Raw genomic sequence first — 20,652 nt, forward strand, 5'->3', positions numbered from 1 at the left:
AATCTTACACGCTCGCATACTCCCTGATCAGAGCCAGAGAATCGGCGCGAGACAGGGATTGGTCGAGGGCGCGCTGGTAGGCGAAACGCAGATCGCGCACCTGTTCCTCGTCGTCGACGGCGCCGCCGAAGACCGCGCTCTCGGCCCACGCGAAGGTCGGTAGCTGTTCGGTTGCGAAGTCGATCAGATGGAAGCTGGACCCGCCGAGCACGGCCCCCGCCCGCGCGGTGAACGGGATGACACGCACCTCGACGGTGTCGAGGTCGCGCAGCAGTGCCGCCAGGTGCTCGAGCTGGCCGCGCAGCACCTCGGGGCCGCCGGTCTGCTGGCGCAGCACCGCCTCGCCGACCACGGCCGTCAGCTCGAGCGGTCCGGCGCCGCGCAGCCGCTGCTGACGCCGCATCCGCAGCGCGACCAGCTGCTCCACCTGGACCGGGCGGATCATCACGTCGGTGCTGATCAACGCCCTCGCGTAGGACTCCGTCTGCAACAGGCCGGGCACGAGCAGGCTGTCGTAGCTGCGCACGCTCTGCGCGCCGGCCTCCATCCCGTAGAGCCGCTGCAGCTCGGGACCGATCAGCGCGGCCGACTTCGCCCACCAGCCGCGCTGCTTGCTCGCCTCCAGCAGGGCGACCAGCTCGGCCCGCTCCTCGGCGGTGACGTCCAGCAGGTCGAGCACCGGCGTGATGGTCGCCGCGGTCAGCATCCGCCTGCCGTTCTCCACGTGTGACCAGTTCGCCGGGGTGAAACCCACCCGGCGGGCGAAGCTCGCGGAGTCGTAGCCGCGCTGCTCGCGCAGTTCGCGCAGGCGCAGCACGAGCTCCCAGCGGGCGACGGTGGGCGAGACAGGTGCCATGCCCCGCTATCGTACGCCTGTTGACACACCAGCAACTGACTATTGTCAGTGCAGTTGTGCGGCATTACGCTGTATCGAACGGCAAAAATCCATAGATGTCCGGCTGTTATAGGAAAGTTTTGTTTCTTACCGGTTCGTGATGAAACGTTTGCCGAACCGCGAGCGAATCCACAGCTACATCCAGTCACCGTCGGCAGAGACGAGGTCGTGATGAGCACGGAAACAGGCGGTTTCACCGCGGCGGAAGAGTATTCGGCCACCCAGGACGCGCTCGCGCGCTGTCGCCACTACCGCAAGATCAACGGTCTCTACGGTGTGGTCGACTCGGCGCTCGGCCGCATCATGCTCGAGATCGGCGCGGTCGGGGCGGTGGTGATGCCCGCCCGGCTCGGCGCCAAGGTGCGCGACCACCTCACCCGCCGCGGCGACCCGTGCGGCCCGGTCATCGCGCACCCGCGCTCGGGCCGCTGGACCTTCCTCACCGGACCCACCGACAACTCCTACCTCGACACCGTGCTCTTCGCCGAGTTCTTCCGCGTCTGCGCGTCGGTGGCCCTGCCCGGCTCCGAGATCGTGCTGCCCTCGCCCGCCGACGAACGCAGCGGCTACCGCACCTGGGTCAACGCCCCCAACGGCGACTACCGGCCCGACTTCGCCCAGGTCGTCGCCTCGACCCGCGCCAACACGGTGCCGGGCGCGATGCTCAGCGAGTAGGCACCGGGGGCACTGTGGGCACCGTGGGCACTGTGGGCACTACGGAAGCCGGCTCCCGGCCCATCTTGCGCTCGATCGACGTACTGAACACGTCCTTGCAGCGTTGCTCGGCGACGCTGTTCCCGGCGGCACGGTCCACGCAGTCCAGGTAGTCCCGGCCGCCGATATCCGTCCACAGCTGCCAGGCCGACCAGCCCGCCACCGCGATACCGAGGATGCCGAGCACCAGGCCGCTCCAGGCCAGGATCGTGCCGGTCGCGCGGCCACGACGGATCCGCAGCACCGCGACGACGCCGACGATCACCGCGGCGAGGCCGAAGACGAGGCCGCCGAGCACGGTCACCCCGGCGAGCACCGCGAGCACGCCCGCGACCAGCGCGACGACCGCGAGGGTCCTGCTCCGCGAGGCACGCGGATCGTCGTCGCCGATGTCCGGCGGCGCGTAGTGGCCGGGCGGCTGATCGGCCCGGGCGCCGCCGACGGACGCCGGCGCCGGGCGGCTCAGCTCCTCGACCTCGTCGGGCGTCACGTCGAAGATCGACCCGAGCGGGCGGGCACCCGCGGCCGGGCGCTCCGCGGAGATCGGATAGTCGCGCGGCGGGGGCTCGGGCGGCCGATGGCCGGGCCGGTCCTCGCCGCCCGGTGGCTTGCGGGGGAGCGGGGCGGGGCGCGATTCGGCGTCGTCGGCGGCGGACCCCGGCGCGGGATACTCGCGGGGCGGCGGCTCGGGGGCGCGGCCCGTCAGATAGGCCGGGGGCGGGCGTCGGCGGCCGGAAACCGGTGGGGTGGCGGTGTTCTCACCCGAGTCGGGGTCGCCGGCGGGATCGTCGAGCGGATTCGGCATCGGTTCCCTCTCGGACGTGCGGCGCGGTGCCGCCGGGCACCGGATCTCCATCTCGGATGGTAGCCGCGCGCGGGATCACTGACCGCCGAGGCGCGCGTGCATCTCCCAGATCAGGACCTCCGCCGGTCCGATCGGGCGGACCCGCTGCCCACCCGAATGCGTCAGCCGCACGGCGTCGCCCTGGTAGAGCGTGCCGATCCCCTCGACGTCCACGTCGCCCCGGGCGACGAACAGATGCAGATAGGGGGCCTCGGGCAGTTCCACCGGCGCGCTGTCGGCCGCCAGGCGGGCCACGTGCAGGGCCGCGTGGCTGGAATTGATGGCGATGGCGGCGCGGTCGCGGTACCGGGGCAGGCCCGAGGCCACCGTGACGAGGCGCCCGCTCGCGAGCTCGTCGTCGATCTCGAGCTGCTGATACCCCGGCGACAGGCCCGGCTCGTCGGGAACCACCCACATCTGGACGAAATGCACCGGCTCGTCGTGCTCGGGGACCCGGCCGTCGATCCGCCACGAGTCGTTCTTCTCCGAGTGCAGGATGCCGGTCCCCGCGCTCATCCGCTGGGCGAGGCCGGGGTAGATGATGCCGCTGTGCCCCAGCGAGTCCTGATGGACCAGGCTGCCGCCGAGCACCCAGGTCACGATCTCCATGTCGCGATGCGGATGGGTGTCGAATCCCTCACCCGGCAGGACGATGTCCTCGTTGTTGACCAGCAGCAGGCCGTGATGGGTGTTCTCGGGGTCGTAGTGCTCGCCGAAGGAGAACGAGTGCTTCGAATCGAGCCAGGACACACGCGTTTTCGCGCGGTCACCGGCCCGGTGGACGTCGATGTGCGGCGCCATCGCGGTCATGCGAACCTCCTCGAACCTGCTATCCACTCACCGCCCCGCCCTCGAGTCTGCCACTTCCCCCGGCGCGTGGCCGGGTACGCCGGTGCGCCCTAAGCTCAGCGAGTGTCTGCGCCACGTTCTGACGACCCGGCTCGCGACGCCGCGACCGCACCGGTGACCGACGACGGCGACGCGGCCCAGCACTCGCTACGGCACCTGATCCGGGAGAGCGGCCAGGTCGTGCGGCGCAATCCCGAGATGCCCCGCCTCGCGCTGCTGCGGCTGACCGGACAGTTCGGCGACGGCATGTTCCAGGCGGCGCTGTCGGGCGCGATCCTGTTCAACCCCGAACGCGAGACCGACCCGCTCGCGGTGGCGGCCGGCTTCGCCGTGCTGCTCCTGCCGTACTCGGTGCTCGGGCCGTACGCGGGCGCGCTGCTCGACCGGTGGGACCGGCGGCTGGTCCTGCTCTGGGCCAACGTGCTGCGCGCGGTCCTCATCCTGGCCGCCGCCCTCGGCCTGGCGAGCGGCCTGGGGGAGGGTCCCCTGCTGTTGCTGGCGCTGTCGGTGGTCGGCATCAGCCGGTTCGTCATGGCGGGCGTCTCGGCGGCGCTGCCGCGGGTCCTCGAACAACGCCGGCTGGTGCCGATGAACTCGATCCTGGCCACGGTCGCCTCCGCCTGCGCGGGGGTCGGCGCGGCCCTGGCGGTGGCGGTGATCGCCCTGATCGGCGCGGGCGACGCGGCCTCGGCGGTCGCGGTGGCGCTCAGCGCGGCGGCCTCGCTCGCGGCCGCGCTGCTGGCCCGCGGGTTCGCCTCCCACGTCCTCGGGCCGGAAACCGGGTCGGCGCGGACCGAGAGCACGGTCCACGCGGTGCTCACCGGCCTGCGCACCGGCGCGCTGGCCGTCTGGCAGTCCGCCCAGGTGACGACGGCGATGATCGGGATCGGCGTGCACCGCGTCGTGTTCGGCATCAACACCCTGGTCATGGTGCTGGTACTGCGCAGGCCCGCCGAGGGCGCTGCGGCGGGCGGCGGCCTCGTCGGCTTCGGTGTCGCCATCGCCGTCACCGCGGGGGGCATGCTGCTGGCCGCGCTCCTCGCGCCGGTCCTGATCCCGCGCCTCGGCAGGCCGAAGACGGTGCTCGTCGGCCTGACCACCGCCGTCGCGGTACAGCTCACCCTGGTCACGCCGATCGCGGTGGCCACCAGCGGCGCCGCCGAGGACAACGCCTACCGGCTGCTGCTGGCCGGCGCCTTCGGCCTCGGCCTCGCCGGGCAGACCATCAAGCTCACCGGCGACGCCGCCATGCAGATCGACATCGATGACGACCGGCGCGGGCAGGTGTTCGCCCTCCAGGACACCGTCTTCAACATCACCTTCGTGCTCGCCATCGCCGCCACCGCGCTGGTCATCCCCGCCGAAGGGCGCTCGCTGCCGGTCGTGCTGGCCGGGGCGGTGGTCTACCTGCTCGGCATCGCGGCCATCGTGGTCAACGCCCGCCGCGCACGGGGGCGGGCCGGCTAGGCGGGCGGACGGTCCGGCGCGGACGTCGGAGCGGGCGGCGGCGCGCCGGTCTCGGTGGGTAACGGGGGAGCGGCGGTGCGCAGATCGACCGGGACGAGCGGCACCTCTGTCGTCAGGCAGGACACCGGGCCGGGAGCGGACGCGCCCGGCGACGAGGTGGCCGGCGCCGGGTCGGCCCGCGGGGCGGAGAGCGCACCGTCGGGACCGCGGACCGTCCACGGCAGCGGCTCGGCGCTCGCGTCGGCCGGTGCGCCGGTGACCCGATGCGACCAGGTGCCGAGGCCGTCGGGGTCGGTGTAGAAGTGGTCGAGCACGCCGTCGCCGTCGGTGTCGAGCGCGGCGACATCGGCGACGCCGTCCCGGTCGGAATCCCACAGGGCGTCGTCGGGTGGGCCCGCGCCGTCGAAGTCGAGCCAGATCGCATCGGGCACGGCCGGGTCGGCCAGTGACAGGTCGGCGATGCCGGACCAGGTGGTCACCGTGCCGTCGCCGGTGCCGAAGACGTAATCGATCTCGTTCACACCCGGATTGGACGCCGCCGGGAGCCGTTCGGTTCCGGCACGCCGGGACCACCGTCAGTTGTATTGTCCCACGACGAGATCGGGGTATCTTTGGCCGCCAGCACTGTGCTCCGCCGCCACCCGGTGAGGAGATCATGCGCACGTCGACCCCGGTCTGCCGTTCCGCCGCACTGCTCGGCCTGCTCCTGACGGGTGTCGTCGGCCTGCCCGCGCCCACCGGCGCCGCCCCGTTCCCCTGGGCGCCGCCGCCGGTGAACATGTGCGGCGAAACCGGATTCGACCCCCTCGACCGCCTCCCCGACCCCGCCGCGCCGCCCTCGTCGGGCCTGCCGGACCTGCCCGACGAGATCGACATCCCGGTGATCGTGCCCGAGCCGACACCCGTGCCGCTGCCCGATCCGCCCCAGGACAACACCCGCGTCGAGCAGGAGCCGCTGCCCGCCGATCCCTGCCGCAACCCCTGCCCCGAGGTCCGCGACACCCCGGAACCGGTCGCGGAGATCGCCGCTTCGAGCGGCTCGGCCGAGCTGCCCCGGCTACGGATCAAGCCCGAATACGAACCCATCCCCATCCCGGTCCCCGGCGACGGCCCCGGCGAACCCGCGCAGCCCGCGCCCGAACGGGCGAACGTGCCCGCCGAACCGGGACCGGCCGCGCCCGGCATCCCCGCCCGCGCGGTCGAATCGGTCACCCTGGCCGGACAGATCACCGGGCACGGCTCGATCAACCGCACCGACATGCGCTGGCAGGTCGACGGCACCGACCTCGGGCTCATGTGGGAACCGACGCCGGGCAAGATCGCCATCGTCTTCGGCGACACCTTCGGCGAGGGCTGGCAGTACGGCGGCGCCGGTCCCGAAGACGCCGACTGGCGCTCGAACGTGCTGGGCTACAGCACCGACCGCGACCTCGCCGACGGGCTCACCATCGACACAATGGTGCAGGACCGCCGCTGCCACGCCGCCGAACTGCTCGGCAGCCGCAAGATCCGCAACTGGGAGACCACCACCATCCCCACCTCGGGCTTCGTCCTCGGCAAACGCCAGTTCCTGAGCTACATGTCGGTCAACCACTGGTCCCGCGTCCCCGGCATGTGGCTGACCAACTACGGCGGGCTCGCCTACTCCGACGACGGCGGAAAGACCTGGACCAAGGATCAGCACGCCCGCTGGGAGAACATCTTCGGGCTCGGCCGCTTCCAGGTGGCGGCCATGGTGCCCGACGGCGACTACGTCTACATGTTCGGCACGCCCAACGGCCGGGCGGGCGTCATCGGACTGGCCCGGGTGCGCAAGGCCGACGTCCTCAACAAGACCGCCTACCAGTACTGGATCGGCGGCACCTGGACGCCGGCGGGCTGGTCCGGCGGCGCGGCCGACGGCACGGGGAGCGCCAGCGGCAGCGCCGAACTCGCGGCGACACCGCTGGTGCTCGGCACCGCCAGCGAACTGTCGGTCCGCTACGACCGCGCCACGAACCAGTGGCAGATGGTCTACCTCGACGTCGCCGCGGGCGCGATCGTCCTGCGCACCGCCGACCGGCCGCAGGGCGCCTGGTCGGACCCGGTGCCGCTGGTGTCGACGGCCGACTACCCCACGGCCTACGGCGGCTTCATCCACCCCTGGTCCACCGAGCGCGACCTGTACTTCACCATGTCGGCCTGGCACAGCTACAACGTCTATCTCATGCACGCCCGGCTGAAGCCGGCAGCCTCCGGCCGCTGACCGGTCAGGCTCTGCCCATCCCGCCCGACCGGGCGACCTCCGTGGTCACGCTGCGCTACCGCCTCCGGCCGCTGACCGGTCAGGCGGCGCCCATCCCGCCCGACCGGGCGACCTCCGTGGTCACGCTGCGCTACCGCCTCCGGCCGCTGACCGGTCAGGCGGCGCCCATCCCGCCCGACCGGGCGACCTCCGTGGTCACGCTGCGCTACCGCCTCCGGCCGCTGACCGGTCAGGCGGGCACGAAGCGCAGCACCCGGCCCGGCTGGGCCTGCGCGACCAGATCCACGTCGTCGTCGAGCACGACGGCGACGACCGGGTAGCCGCCGGTGATCGGGTGGTCGGCCAGGAACACGACGGGCTGTCCGCTCGGCGGCACCTGCACCGACCCGAGCGCCACACCCTCGGCGGGCAGCTCGCGCTCGACGGTGCGCACCAGCGGCGGCCCCTCCCGGCGGTCGAGCCGGGCCCCGACCCGATCGGTGTCGGTGGCGACCGACCAGCTGCCCCGGAACAGCGCGGCGGGGTCGGCGAACCACTCCGCCCGCGGCCCGGGCAGGGCGCGCACGATCACCTCGTCCTTCGTCACCGGCTGCGGGGCGAACTCGACCGTGGGCAGGGTGCGCGGCGGCGGCCCGGCGCGCAACTGGGTCCCCGGCCGCAGCGGGGGCGGGCCGATCCCGGACATGGTGTCGTAGCTGCGCGAACCCAGCACCTCGGGCACGTCGATGCCGCCGCGCACGCCGACGTAGCTGCGCAGTCCCGTGCGCGGCGCGCCGAGACACAGCACCTGCCCCTCGGACAGTTCCAGCACACTCGCGTGCCCGACCGGCGTCCCGTCCACCGTCGCGGGGGCGGGGGCGCCGGTCACCGCGACGGTCAGGTGGCCGCCCGCGCGCAGGACGAGCCCGCCGAGCAGCACCTCCAGCCCGGCGAATCCCTCGGGATTGCCGACCAGCCGGTTCGCCAGCCGCAGCGACGACCGGTCGGCGGCGCCGGACGGCCCGACGCCGGAATCGAACCAGCCGGGCCTGCCCAGGTCCTGGACCGTGGCGAACGGCCCGGTCTGCTCGATGTGGATCAGCATGCGATCTGCCCCCGATTCCCGTTCGGGGCGGCACGACGCTGAGCTGCCTGGATTCTGTGCGAGATGAGACATCTCGAGACATCTCGAGACATCTATTGTGCGCCGGACCGCCCGGCCGAGTCCACGAATCGGACCTCGGTGCCCGCCCGCACCAGCGCGGGCGGGTCGCGATCGACCGCCCACATGCGCAGATCGGTACTGCCGATCAGCTGCCAGCCGCCGGGCGTGCCGCGCGGATACACCGCCGAATACCCGCCCGCGAGGGCGACCGAACCCGGCGGGATGGCCGTGCGCGCGCGGTCGCGGCGCGGCACCGTCAGCCGGCCGTCGGGGGAGGTGAGGTAGCCGAAGCCGGGCGCGAAACCGACGAAGGCGCAGCGCCACACGGTGCCGGTGTGCGCGGCGACGACCTCCGCGACCGTCATCCCGAGCAGCCGCGCGACCTCGGGCAGGTCCTCGCCGTCGTAGCGCACCGGCACCTCGAGCACGTCGCCCGATCCGGTTCCACGGGAAACATCGCCGTTTCCCGGCTCGTCGTCCAGGCGTTCGAGCAGCGCGCGCAGCTCCCGGCGGACCTGCGGCAGGTAGCGGGTGGCGTGCAGCGTCACCAGCACCGTTTCGGCGGCCGGCAGCACATCCTGCACCCCCGCGATGGCGTAGTCGCGCAGCGCCGCGGCCAGCCGCTGCACCGGACCGGGATCGTCGAGGGTGATCAGCAGCGCCCGGTCACCGGCCGCGCGGATGCGGCGGTCCCCCTCGACGGACCGCTGCGGAACCCGCTGTTCCATCCTGTCTCCCCTCAGGCGAACGGCTCCACCGGTACGCCTGCCTCGGCGAGCGCACCGCGAATACGGCGGGCCATCTCGACCGCGGCCGGTGAATCGCCGTGCACGCAGATGCTGCCCGCGGACACCGCGACCGCACCGGGACCGTCAACGGTACGCGCGGTGCCCGACAACGCAAGGGAAACCGCCTGGGCCACCGCGTCGTCCGGCCCGAGCACCGCGCCGGGGGTGCCGCGCGGCGCCAGCGTCCCCGCGGGCGTGTAGGCGCGATCGGCGAAACCCTCGCCGACGAAACGCACCCCGGCGCGCGCCGCGGCGTGCTCGAGCTCGGTGCCCGCCGGGCCGAGCAGGGCCGGCTCGTCGTCCGACTCGGCGACCGCCGCCAGCAGGGCGTCGGCGAGCGCGGGGTCGGCGGCGGCCGCGTGATAGAGCGCCCCGTGCGGCTTCACGTAGCGCACGCGGTCCCCGGCCGCGCGGGCGAAGGCCGCCAGCGCGCCGATCTGGTAGAGCGTCTCGTCCCGCAGGTCGTCCGGGGCGACGGCGATGTCGCGACGGCCGAAACCGACGAGGTCGCGATAACCGACGTGCGCGCCGATCCGCACGCCCCTGGCCACCGCCAGGTCGCAGGTGCGGCGCATGATGCGCGGATCTCCGGCATGGAACCCGCAGGCGATGTTGGCGCTGGTGACGATGTCGAGGACGGCGGCGTCGTCGCCCATCCGCCACGGGCCGAAACCCTCGCCCAGATCACTGTTCAGATCCAGCGGCATACCACCAGCATGGCCGATCCGGGGGTCGGTGCGCACATCGGGCGGTCGAGGGGACTGTGCCGAGAGACCATGGTCACCGGCGCGGGCGGCTTGTACGCTGAGCCTCATCATGGCCATGAATTTCGACCCGAAGTCCTGGTCGCTCTCTGGCGCGGTCGATTTCGGCATGCGATTGATCGACCCGTCCTGGATCGACCAGTGGCTGGCGTTCACGACCTCCTGGGTCGATCCGGTCGCCGAGATGGGCTCGGGCACGGTCACCGCGCTCATGCCCGACGTGCTCATGACCGTGCTCAGCGAGGGCGTGCTCAGCCGCTTCGGCGGTCAGCGGGTCACCGCCACGCTGCTCGGCCACGAACTCGGCGCCACCCTCGACGTGTTCAAGGTGCGCAGGCGCGGCGCCCACTTCCAGTCCAAGACCGTGCTCACCGACCTGGTGTGGGACGGACACCCGTTCGAGCAGGTCACCGTGATCGCGCACGGTGTCCGGCTGATCCCGGGCGTGCCCACCAAGGTCCGCGCCCAGCAGCTCGACATCGAGGGCACGATCACCCTGCACGCGCTCATCGACTGGGTCAACCAGCAGGACCTGGACTGGCGCGTCGTCCTCGACGACCGCGGCCGGATCAAGGCATCGCACCGCACCAAGCGGATGAGCGCCATCCTGGAGGCGCAGGTCTACGACAACCTGCTCACCCTGGACATCCTGCGCGCCAGCTGGCACGGCATCCGCCTGCCCCGGCGCGCGGTCTCCGCGCCCGCGCTGCTGCTGGACGGGCTGCCCAACCGGGCGAGCATCAGCTACGCGAGCAGGCGCGGCAACCTGGTCAGGTTCCGGATCGAGCTGCCGGAGACGACCGGCTCGTTCGACCTGGCCCAGATCCGGTCCGCGATCGTCGCCGGCACCACCCTGATCGTCTTCTGAGCCCTAGCCCTGGGTCCGCCACCACTCGAGCAGCGCGGCCTCGGCCTCGTCGCGGTCCATCGGGCCGCGGTCGAGGCGGAGCTCCTTCAGGAACTTCCACGCCTTGCCGACCTCGGGCCCGGGGGACAGGCCGAGCAGCCCCATGATCGCGTTGCCGTCCAGGTCGGGGCGCACCCTGGCGAGGTCCTCCTGCTCCTGCAGGCGGGCGATGCGTTCCTCCAGCTCGTCGTAGGTGGCGCGCAGCGCGGCCGCCCGGCGCTTGTTGCGGGTCGTGCAGTCGGCGCGGACCAGTTTGTGCAGGCGCGGCAGCAGGTCGTCGGCGTCGGTCACGTAGCGGCGCACCGCCGAGTCGGTCCACTGGCCCTTGCCGTAGCCGTGGAACCGCAGGTGCAGGAAGACCAGCCGCGCGACGTCCTCGGTGAACTGCTTGGGGTACTTCAGCGCCCGCATCCGCTTGCGCACCAGCTTCGCGCCGACCACCTCGTGGTGGTGGAAGCTGACCCCGCCGCCCGGCTCGTTGCGCTTGGTGTCGGGCTTGCCGATGTCGTGCAGCAGCGCCGCCCAGCGCAGCACCAGGTCGGGGTCGCCCTCCTCCTGGTCGATGGCCTGCGACAGCACCGTCAGCGAATGCTGGTAGACGTCCTTGTGCTGGTGGTGCTCGTCGATCTCCAGCTGCATCGCGGGCAGCTCGGGCAGCACGACCCCGGCCAGGCCGGTGTCGCACATGACGTCGATGCCGTCGATCGGATGGGCGGCGCCGATGAGCTTGTCCAGTTCGGTGCGCACCCGCTCCGCGGTGATGCGGGCGAGCTGCGGGGCCATCTCGACCATGGCCGCGCGCACCCGGGGCGCGAGCCGGAAACCGAGCTGGGCGACGAACCGGGCGGCGCGCAGCATGCGCAGCGGATCGTCGTCGAACGAGTCCTGCGGCGCCGCCGGGGTGTCGAGCACGCCGTCCAGCAGAGCGGACATCCCGTCGAGCGGGTCGACGAACTCGAGGGCGCCGTCGGCGCCGATCCGGACCGCCATCGCGTTGACGGTGAAGTCGCGGCGGACCAGGTCGCCCTCGAGGGTGTCGCCGAAGGTCACCTCGGGATTGCGCGAGACACGGTCGTAGGTGTCGGCGCGGAAGGTCGTGATCTCGAGCTGCTGGTCGGCCTTGGACGCGCTCACGGTGCCGAAGGCCAGGCCGCCGGTGTCCCACAGGTGATCTGCCCAGCCGCGCATCATCTCCTGCACGACCTCGGGACGCGCGTCGGTGGTGAAGTCCAGGTCGGTGCCGAGGCGGCCGAGCACCGCGTCCCGCACACTGCCGCCCACCAGATACAGCGAGTGCCCGCGCGCCGCGAACAGCGCGCCCAGCGGGGTCAGGATGTCGGAGAGACCGCCCAGCGTCACCGCGGCACCCGCCAGCAAACGTGTACGCCGATCCGGCACGGCGGCGATGTCAGCGGGGGTGTCGGGGGCAACCACGGCGACGAGTCTAGTGCGAGCCCACGTTACAGTTGTTCGGTGTCTCCGGCCGAACGCTCGAACAGTCGACGCCGCCAGCCGCGGCGCCGCGGTTCGGCGGGTAACGGTGGTAAGCCGCGCATGCGGACGGTGCGGGAAACCTCCGCGGGCGGACTCGTCGTCGACGGGCTCGACGGCCCCTCCGACCAGCGCTCCGCGGCCCTGATCGGCCGCACCGACCGGCGCGGCAGGCTGCTGTGGTCGCTGCCGAAAGGCCACATCGAGGAGGGCGAGACCTCCGAGCAGACCGCCATCCGCGAGGTCGCCGAGGAGACCGGGATCAACGGCGAGGTCGTCGCCGAACTGGGCAGCATCGATTACTGGTTCGTCACCGAGGGCAGGCGGGTACACAAGACGGTGCACCACTTCCTGCTGCGCTCGCTCGGGGGCGAACTCTCCGACGCGGACGTCGAAGTCACCCAGGTTGCGTGGGTCCCGTTGAGCGAGTTGGATTCCCGTCTGGCCTACGCGGACGAGCGCAGACTGGCCGAAGTGGCGAACCGATTGATCGACCGGATGGAGACCGGCAAGCGATGACGGGTGGACTGTTCCGGCTGATCACGGCGGTCCTGACCCTCCTGGGTACGGTGGCGGTTCTTCCGGTGTTCGCGCACGCGCAGCCCAGCGGGTCGGGCGCCACCGCACCGAAGTTCCTCAAGCTCACCCTCGACGCGGTGACGCCGGGCTCGGTCACCACCGCCAGCGATCCGCTGCTGACGGTCTCGGGCACGGTCACCAACATCGGTGACCGCGTGGTCGACGACGTCGCGGTCCGGATCCAGCGCGGCGCCGCGGTCGACTCACCCAGCGGCCTGCGCACCGCGCTGCGGCTCGACGAGGCGAGCTACGGGGTCATCGGTCCGTTCGAGGACGTGGCCGAGCGGCTCAGCCCCGGCCAGCGCAAACAGTTCTCCGTCAGCATCGCGCTGCGTCCCGGCGGGCCGAGCGCGTCCTCGCTGGAACTGTCCGACCCCGGCGTCTATCCGCTGCTGCTCAACGTCAACGGCGAGCCCGCCTACGGCACCCAGGCCCGGCTCGACGACGCCCGCTTCCTGCTGCCGGTCCTCGGGCTCCCGCCCGCGGGCCCGGACGCCACCGGCGCGGCCGCGACCCCCGTGAGCCCGCCCGCCGACGCCACTCCCATGGCGACCACGATGTTCTGGCCGCTGGCCGACCGACCCCGCATGGTCGCGGGCAAACCCGGCTCGGTACAGGGTCAGGTCGAGCTCGTCGACGACGAACTGGCCGCCTCGCTCGGCAAGGGCGGCAGGCTGGAACAGCTGGTCGCCGCGCTGGAGGCGGTCGCGCCCGGCCGCGACCGCAACGCCGGGGCGGGCGTCTGCGTCGCCGTCGACCCCGACCTGCTCCTCACCGCCCAGGCGATGACGCGCGGCTACCGGGTGCTGGCCAGCCCCTCCGATCCCGGCGGCGCCACCCGCGAGGGCGCCGGGGCGGCGAACGCGCAGGCATGGCTGGACCGGCTGCGGGCCGTCGCGGGCTCGATGTGCACGGTGGCGCTGCCGTTCGGCCAGGTCGACCTGACCGCGCTGGCCGCCGTGAACGACCCGGCCCTCTCGGCCAGGGCACTCACCGCGCCCGCCGACATCGTCGACACGATCCTGGCGACCCGCTCGGTGCGCGGGGTGGCACTGCCCGACTCCGGCAGCATCGACGACTCCGCGGGCGCCCTGCTGCGCGGGCACGGCTTCACCACCGCGCTGCTGGCGGGCAACGCGGTCGGCACCGGCGCGCCCGCCACCGACACGGTCCAGTCCGGGCACAGCGCGGGCGGCCAGGGCGCCGCCGAGAACCCGGCGCCGGACGTGGTGCGCGTGCCCTCGGTCAGCGCCACCCCGCCGGTGCCCGAACCGGTGCCCACCGACCCCGCGCTGCACGTCGCCACCTACGACGTCTGGGCCGCCACCGCGCTGGCCGCCGTCGGCTCCAACCCGCCGACGCCCTCGTTCACCCCCGCCCGGGTCCGTTACGACCTCACCAACGACTCGCGCGCGGCCCGCCTGCAGGACGCGCTCGGCGCCCTGACCTGGTCGGCCATCACCCCCTCCCCGGACCGTCCGCGCAGCCAGGTGTTCATGCCGCCCCAGCAGTGGGGTGCCAGCCGGGAGGAGGGCGTCGCCCTGCTCGAGCAGCTCAAACTGCTCAACCGCAGCAACCTCGTCACCGCCCGCGGCCTCACCGAGCTCGTCGCTCAGCCGCCCGACCCGGCGCCGTACTCGCTCGAGTACCTGCCGCGCGCCGAGACGAACGCCGTCCCGCAGCGCTTCGTCGCGCCCGTGCGCGACGAGGGCATCCGGATCACCGAGCTGCTGCGCGCCATGGTCGCCATCCCGGAATCCGAACTGACCCCGCTCGTCTACATGACCCCCGCGCGCGACGACCTGCTGCGCGCGCTGAGCCTGTCCGACCGGCGGGTCGACGACGCCGCCCAGGCCGACCTGTACGCCCAGCGCCGGGTCGACCAGACCACCCGCGAACTGGACGGCATGTACGACGCGGTGACCGTGCTCCCGCCCGGCGGTGTCTACACGCTGGCCTCCGAGGAGAGCCCCCTGCTGCTGGTCGCCCGCAACGAGCTGCCGGTCGCGATCCGGGTCGTCTTCCGCATCGAGGCGCCCGCCGAGACGAATATCACCGACATCGGCGAACAGCAGCTCCCGCCGACCGGTACGCGCTCGTTCCAGATCCCGACCGAGGTCAGCGACACGAGGAATCTGGTCATCCCGATCTCGCTCACCACCCCCGACGGGGTCCCGCTCGGCCAGCCGACCTCGGTCTCCGTTCGCTCGAACGCCTACGGCCAGGCCTTGGCCATAATTACCGCATGCGCGGGATTGCTGCTGTTTCTGTTGGCCGGACGCCGGCTGTGGCGGCGTTTCCGCGGTCGGCCCGATCCCGCCGACGAAGGGCACGAACCGCCACCCATGCCGTGACCACCTAACGTGGAACGAGTGGCGGGGGACCAGTGACAGCGACGACGAGCAGTGCACGGTGGCGCGAAACGCGCACCGGACCGGCGGGATCCGCGGGTTACGCCGGATACAGGAGGCATGATGAGCGACGATGAATCCGCTCATCGGCGAGACAGTGATGACGGACGCGACGACGCGGCGCCCCGCCGCGGCCCCGTCGCGCCGTGGGAGCGTGGCATGAGGGAACCCGGCCACGCCGACCCGCGCCGTCCGCAGCCCCCGCGGCCCGGCGAACCCCACCCCACCGGCCCCGGGTCGGGGGAGTTCCCGCGTCAGCCCGGAGGGCCCGGCCCGCAGTGGCCCGACCGTCCCGGCGCGCGTCAGCCCCTGACCGGCGAGCCGGGTTCGGGCGCGATTCCCCGCCTGGATCGGCCGGGCGCGCCGGGTGCCGGCGCCGTCCCGCGCCCGCAGCGGCCGGGCCCCGAGTCCGGCCCGATCCCGCGTCGGCAGTGGCCCGATCGCCCCGACTCCGGAGCCTTCCCGCGTCAGCAGCACCCGGCCGACCCCGCCGCGGGTCACCCGCCGCCGCGTCCCGGCGCCCGTCCGCCCGGTGTCGACGGCCCGCCGCATCCGGTCGCGGGGGTCCCGGGCCCGCGACCCGGCCGCCCCTGGCAGGCCGATCCCGCCGCCGATCACGGTGGTGCCGACCGTTTCCCACCCTTCGACACCCCGGACGACCCGCGCAGCCCCGGCGGTTCCGGCGCTCGACCCGGCGGCGCGGGACCGTACCCGGGTGAGGCCGGACGGCCGGGCGGCGCCGGACTCCGACCCGGCGGATTCGCGGGGCCCGGCGGCGCGGAACCGCATCCAGGCATGTCCGCGCGTCCGGGCGGACCCAGGCCGCAGCCTGCCGGCGCGCCGCGTCCCGGCCACGCAGAGCCACCTGCCGGTGGACCCGCTCCACGGCCGGCAGAACCGCACCCCGGCGACCCCGCCGCACGACCGGGCGGCGAACCGCGCCCCCGTGGATTCGCGCGTCCGGGCGACGCGGAGCGGCACCCCGGTGGACCCGCCGCACGACCAGGACGTCCGGAACCCCATCCCGGTGGTCCTGCCGCGCGACCGACCGGTGCGGGCCCGCACCCCGGCGAGCCCACCGCTCGACCGGGTGGTCCCGGTCCATACCCCGGCGGGCCCGTGCCCCGGGGCGATCGGCCCGGTGTCCGCCGTCCCGGCGACGAGGTGTTCGGGCGCGATCCGCGCCAGGGCAGGCCGGGCGCCGCCGCTCGCGGCGACGAGTTCAACGGGCCGCGCCCGGACCCGTACGCCGGGTCCGAGTCCGGCGGCCCGGACTACGGCCTTCCCGGACCGGCGAACGGCCGGGATCCCCACGGTCCCGGCCGTCCCGACGGGTTCGGCGGGCCAGGCGACGTGCCCCCGGGTCCGGGCGGCGTACCGGGCGCTCCGCGGCCCGACCGGCGCGGTGTGCCCGGACGCCCTCGGCCACGCGACGAGGCGGGATTCCCGGGACAGGTCCCCGGCGGGCGCCCGGTGCCGCCGGCCGAGCACGGAGAACAGCAGCGGGCATACGGGCCCACGGGCGAGGTGGCGCCTCCGCAGCTGCGCACGGACACGCCTCCCGGCGTCCGGCCAAGCCCCGAGTCGGGCGCCCAGCCGCGTATCCCGCGCGGACCCGAACCGACCTTCGCCGAGCGCGGTCCGCGGGCCGACGGCCCGCAGCGACGGGGTCCGGCGTCCGGGCCGCTGCCCCGGCAGCAGCGCCCGCCGCAGTCGTTCCCCGGCCGACCCGATCCCGGGCTGGAGAAGGCGCGTCCGCGGCGGGTCGCGCCCGCCGCGCCGGAGCCCGCCGAGAAGCCGGAGGCGAAGGAGAGCGCCAACTCGCGCCTGCTGCGTGACTCCGGTTCGATCGCGTTCGCCACGCTGATCAGCCGCGTGACCGGTTTCGGCAAGCAGCTGCTGCTGCTGACCGTGCTCGGACCGGCCGTCGCGTCGGCGTTCACCTCGGCCAACCTGATCCCGAACATGATCGCCGAGCTGGTGCTCGGCGCCGTGCTGACCGCGATCGTGGTGCCCACGCTGATCCGCGCCGAACAGGAGGACCCGGATCAGGGGCGCGCGTTCGTCCGCAGGCTCGTGACCGCCGCGTTCACCGTGTTGTTCGCCGCGACCGTGCTGACCATGGCCGCGACCCCGATCCTGGCCACCCATGTCTTCGTGGCGTCCGACGGCGAGGTCAACACCAACCTGACCACCGCGCTGACGTTCCTCCTGGTGCCCGCGATCCTCTTCTACGGCATGTCCGCGCTGTTCACCGCCATTCTCAACACGAGGCAGGCGTTCAAACCGGGCGCCTGGGCGCCGGTGCTGAACAACATCGTCGTGCTCGCCGTGCTGGCGGCCTACGCGCTGACGCCGGGCGAGATCACGCTGGACCCGGTACGGATGAGCGATCCGAAACTGCTCGTCCTCGGCCTCGGCGTGACCGCGGGCGTCGCGACCCAGGCGCTGAGCCTGCTGCCCGCGATCCGCAGGCACGGCATCGACCTGCGACCGCTGTGGGGCATCGACGCCCGGCTCAAGCAGTTCGGCAAGATGGGCGCGGCGATCATCCTGTATGTGCTGATCAGCCAGGTCGGCGCCATCGTCGCCAACCACATCTCCTCCACCGCCGACGAGGCAGGCCCGGCGATCTACCAGAACGCCTGGCTGCTGCTCCAGCTCCCGTACGGCGTGCTCGGCGTGACCCTGCTGACGGCGATCATGCCCCGCCTGTCGCGCAACGCCGCCGCCGACGACACGCCTGCGGTGGTCGACGACCTGTCCGTCGCCACCCGCCTGACGATGATCGCGCTGATCCCGATCGTCACCTTCCTGACGCTGTTCGGCCCGGAGGTCGGGTCGGCGCTCTACGGCTACGGCCGGTTCGCCGAGGACGCGCAGAACCTGGGTGACGCGGTCAGCTGGTCGGCGTTCACGCTGATCCCGTACTCCCTGGTCCTGATCCACCTGCGGGTGTTCTACGCCAGGGAACAGGCCTGGACCCCGACCTGGATCATCCTCGGCATCACCGGCGTGAAGATCCTGTTCTCGGCGCTGGCGCCGGTCCTGGCCACGGGGCCGAAGCAGGTCGTGATGATCCTCGGCGCGGCGACCGGTCTCGGCTTCACCGCCGGTGCGATCATCGGTGGTGTGCTCCTGCACCGCAGTCTCGGCGATCTGCGTATGGCCAATGTCGGCCGGACGGTGACGCGCGTGCTGCTCGCCTCCGTCGCGGGCGGCGCGGTGATGCTCATCGTCGACGAGGTCGCCCGGCTGGACCGGCTCGGCGGCGGCGCCGGTTCGCTGCTGCGGGTGGTGATCGGTTCGCTGGTCATGTTCTCGGTCGCCTTCGGCCTGATGCGCCTGGCAGGGATCCCCGAGATCGTGGCGATCACGGTGGCGGTCTCCCGCAAGCTGGGCATCACGCCGCCGGCCCCCGCGCTCGATCTGGAGAGCCCGGTCGAGGACCCGCACGCGACCACCGTGCTGCGGCGCCCGGATACCTACGCGTTCCCCGCTTTCGACCCGGTCATGGACACGCAGACCATGGTTCTGCCGGTGATCCGACCCGATGCTGTTGACCTCACCGGTCAGCCGCAGTTCCCGTACGCTGTGCGGCAGACCAACACGGGTGGCGATTCCGCCATCACCTCGAAGTACGAGGCCGAAGGAGGACCGAGGGTGAGCGACGACGCGGTGGGCGGCGTCCCGGCCGCCGACGCTGCTGCGCGCGCAGGAGGCGGGCTGTCCACCGACGACGCGCCCGCCGACAAGGACACGGTGAAGATCTCGAAGGACTCCGTGCCGTCCGAGAACGACGCCGACGCCGACAGCGCGCCGGACGAGCCGTCGGGCGAGAAGGAGCGCGAGGTCGAGCCGCCGCACGATCCGACGCACGACACCGGCATGCTGCCGATCCCGCCGCGGCCTGCTCCGGCGGACCCGGCGGCGCGGACCCCGCGCGGCCCGAAGCTGATCCCCGGCGCGTCGGTCGCGGGCGGCCGGTACCGGCTGCTGGCCAGTCACGGCGGCGCGCGCGGCCTGAAGTTCTGGCAGGCGCTCGACATCAAGCTGGACCGCGAGGTCGCGCTGACCTTCGTCGACGCCGATCAGAAGGCCGGCGACAACAGCGGCCACGACGGCCCGCAGGCCATCCTGTCCCGCACGCTGCGCCTCGGGCGGATCAACTCGCCCGGCCTCGCCCGCGTGCTCGACGTCGTCCGTGGTTCCTCCGGCGGCATCGTGGTGGCGGAATGGACGCCCGGCCGCTCGCTGCGCGAGATGGCCGAGACCGTGCCGTCGCCGATCGGCGCCGCGCGCGCCATCCGCGCCCTGGCGTCGGCCGCCGAGCTGGCGCACCGGGGCGGCGGCTCGCTGTCCATCGACCACCCCGACCGGATCCGCATCAGCGCCTCCGGTGACGCCGTGCTCGCCTTCCCCGGCACGCTCGGCGACGCGGACGCCCAGGGCGACGTGCGCGGCCTCGGCGCCATGCTCTACGCCCTGATCACGGCGCGCTGGCCGATCCGGACCGGCGGTGTCACCGGGACCGCCGCGACCGTGGGCGGCCTGCGCCTCGCCGACTTCGGCCCCGACGGCACGCCCGTCGAGCCGCGCCAGATCCGGCCGGAGGTGCCGTTCGAGATCTCGGCGGTCGCGGTGCGCTCGCTCGAGTCGAACAAGGGCGTGCGGACCGCGGCGACGGTGCAGCACGTCCTCGAACAGGCCTCGGTCGTCGACCAGAAGACCGATTTCATCCCGGTCCTGCGGCTGGGCCAGCGGGCGGTGGCCGCGGGTCCGGACTCGCTGGCCGATCCCGAGCTGCTCGCCGCCGAGCGGGAACGCTCCAAGCGGATGCTGTGGATCATGGTCGCCCTCGGCGTCCTCGCCGCGCTCGTGGTCGGCATTCTCATCTGGTGGATGGTCAGCATCTTCGCGCCGGGCGCGTCGGAGAAGCCGCTCGACCAGCAGATCAACATCGGCTTGACCTCCAGCGTCCCGCCGCCCGCCGCCGAGGCGCCGCCCGCCTCGGGGGAGGCCCAGCCGACGAGCGTGCCGGTGCCGGTCACCGGCGCCACGGTGTTCTCGCCCGAGGGCACCCCGGACGGCGCGGCGGGCGCGGGGGCGGTTCTCGACGCGAACCCGGCCACCGTGTGGCGCACCGACCAGTACTTCCAGCAGTTCCCCGCCCTCAAGAAGGGCGTGGGACTGCTGGCCACGCTGCCCGCGCCCGCCAAGCTCACCCACGTCGCGATCACCTCGCCCAGCGCGGGTTCCACAGTGGAGATCCGGACCTCGCCGACGGAGAACCCGACGCTGGACCAGACCCAGCTCCTCGGCTCGGCCAAGCTGGTCGACGGCGTCACCGACATCCCGGTGACGACCGACCAGGCAGCTCGTTTCGTGCTCGTATGGATCACCGGACTCGCGAACGCGGGTGGTCAGTTCCAGACCGCCATCGCCGACGTCCGTTTCGACGCCGCGCCCTGACGCGCGTTCACCCCGGGCGACGTCGCCCGCTCTTGTCCCCGACACGGTTCCGAGACCGTTCGACCTGTGACGAAGACCAGGT

At 73.1% G+C, this 20,652-nt stretch carries 15 protein-coding genes; 7 read left to right on the forward strand and 8 right to left on the reverse strand.

The annotated features are described in order from the left end of the window. Positions 1 to 4: 4 nt before the first annotated feature. Positions 5 to 856 (reverse strand): helix-turn-helix domain-containing protein, encoded by an 852-nt coding sequence (locus tag ON36_RS28230; protein WP_043659899.1) that lies wholly within the window; start codon positions 854 to 856, stop codon positions 5 to 7. A 210-nt stretch (positions 857 to 1,066) separates the two neighbouring features. Between ON36_RS28230 and ON36_RS28235 the strand changes: the two genes are divergently transcribed. Then, on the forward strand, positions 1,067 to 1,570 hold the full coding sequence (locus ON36_RS28235; RefSeq protein ID WP_043659901.1) for a hypothetical protein: 504 nt from the start codon (positions 1,067 to 1,069) through the stop codon (positions 1,568 to 1,570). On the opposite strand, the gene ON36_RS33000 is transcribed toward ON36_RS28235, so the two are convergent. Both ON36_RS33000 and ON36_RS28245 read right to left on the reverse strand, forming a co-directional pair. After that, a complete protein-coding gene (locus ON36_RS33000; RefSeq protein WP_157225032.1) occupies positions 1,560 to 2,414 on the reverse strand; it encodes a DUF4190 domain-containing protein in 855 nt (284 codons plus the stop codon). The genes ON36_RS28235 and ON36_RS33000 overlap by 11 nt on opposite strands. Positions 2,415 to 2,489: 75 nt before the next feature. Continuing rightward, on the reverse strand, positions 2,490 to 3,263 hold the full coding sequence (locus tag ON36_RS28245; protein WP_043659904.1) for a pirin family protein: 774 nt from the start codon (positions 3,261 to 3,263) through the stop codon (positions 2,490 to 2,492). 237 nt (positions 3,264 to 3,500) lie between these two features. Between ON36_RS28245 and ON36_RS28250 the strand changes: the two genes are divergently transcribed. Next, positions 3,501 to 4,769 (forward strand): MFS transporter, encoded by a 1,269-nt coding sequence (locus ON36_RS28250; RefSeq protein ID WP_083885489.1) that lies wholly within the window; start codon positions 3,501 to 3,503, stop codon positions 4,767 to 4,769. On the opposite strand, the gene ON36_RS33005 is transcribed toward ON36_RS28250, so the two are convergent. After that, complete coding sequence (locus ON36_RS33005; RefSeq protein ID WP_052314427.1) at positions 4,766 to 5,290, reverse strand: hypothetical protein; 525 nt, start codon at positions 5,288 to 5,290, stop codon at positions 4,766 to 4,768. The genes ON36_RS28250 and ON36_RS33005 overlap by 4 nt on opposite strands. Before the next feature lie 134 nt (positions 5,291 to 5,424). On the opposite strand from ON36_RS33005, the gene ON36_RS28260 reads away from it, so the two are divergent. Beyond that, positions 5,425 to 7,014, forward strand: a complete 1,590-nt coding sequence (locus ON36_RS28260) for a glycoside hydrolase family 183 protein (protein WP_043659907.1) — start codon at positions 5,425 to 5,427, stop codon at positions 7,012 to 7,014. A gap of 229 nt (positions 7,015 to 7,243) precedes the next feature. On the opposite strand, the gene ON36_RS28270 is transcribed toward ON36_RS28260, so the two are convergent. The 3 genes from ON36_RS28270 to ON36_RS28280 all read right to left on the reverse strand — a co-directional run bounded on the left by ON36_RS28270 (position 7,244) and on the right by ON36_RS28280 (position 9,653). After that, a complete protein-coding gene (locus tag ON36_RS28270) occupies positions 7,244 to 8,098 on the reverse strand; it encodes a 5-oxoprolinase subunit C family protein (RefSeq protein ID WP_043659912.1) in 855 nt (284 codons plus the stop codon). A gap of 92 nt (positions 8,099 to 8,190) precedes the next feature. Next, complete coding sequence (locus ON36_RS28275; RefSeq protein ID WP_052314428.1) at positions 8,191 to 8,886, reverse strand: 5-oxoprolinase subunit B family protein; 696 nt, start codon at positions 8,884 to 8,886, stop codon at positions 8,191 to 8,193. A gap of 11 nt (positions 8,887 to 8,897) precedes the next feature. Then, entirely contained in the window at positions 8,898 to 9,653 is a 756-nt protein-coding gene (locus ON36_RS28280) for a LamB/YcsF family protein (RefSeq protein WP_043659914.1), read from the reverse strand. Positions 9,654 to 9,762: 109 nt separating this feature from the next. Between ON36_RS28280 and ON36_RS28285 the strand changes: the two genes are divergently transcribed. Continuing rightward, complete coding sequence (locus ON36_RS28285; protein ID WP_043659917.1) at positions 9,763 to 10,578, forward strand: hypothetical protein; 816 nt, start codon at positions 9,763 to 9,765, stop codon at positions 10,576 to 10,578. 3 nt (positions 10,579 to 10,581) lie between these two features. On the opposite strand, the gene ON36_RS28290 is transcribed toward ON36_RS28285, so the two are convergent. Continuing rightward, entirely contained in the window at positions 10,582 to 12,015 is a 1,434-nt protein-coding gene (locus ON36_RS28290; protein ID WP_083885490.1) for a CCA tRNA nucleotidyltransferase, read from the reverse strand. Between ON36_RS28290 and ON36_RS28295 the strand changes: the two genes are divergently transcribed. The 3 genes from ON36_RS28295 to ON36_RS28305 all read left to right on the forward strand — a co-directional run bounded on the left by ON36_RS28295 (position 12,007) and on the right by ON36_RS28305 (position 20,570). Beyond that, complete coding sequence (locus ON36_RS28295) at positions 12,007 to 12,627, forward strand: NUDIX hydrolase (protein WP_444543635.1); 621 nt, start codon at positions 12,007 to 12,009, stop codon at positions 12,625 to 12,627. The two genes, ON36_RS28290 and ON36_RS28295, sit on opposite strands and share 9 nt — an antisense overlap. Beyond that, positions 12,624 to 15,041, forward strand: a complete 2,418-nt coding sequence (locus tag ON36_RS28300) for a DUF6049 family protein (RefSeq protein WP_043659924.1) — start codon at positions 12,624 to 12,626, stop codon at positions 15,039 to 15,041. Before ON36_RS28295 ends, ON36_RS28300 begins: the two co-directional genes overlap by 4 nt. A 1,797-nt stretch (positions 15,042 to 16,838) precedes the next feature. Further along, positions 16,839 to 20,570, forward strand: coding sequence for a murein biosynthesis integral membrane protein MurJ (locus ON36_RS28305; protein WP_043660008.1), 3,732 nt, complete (start codon positions 16,839 to 16,841; stop codon positions 20,568 to 20,570). Positions 20,571 to 20,652: the final 82 nt, after the last annotated feature.

Source organism: Nocardia thailandica NBRC 100428, from assembly GCF_000308795.1.
Lineage (GTDB): Bacteria > Actinomycetota > Actinomycetes > Mycobacteriales > Mycobacteriaceae > Nocardia > Nocardia thailandica.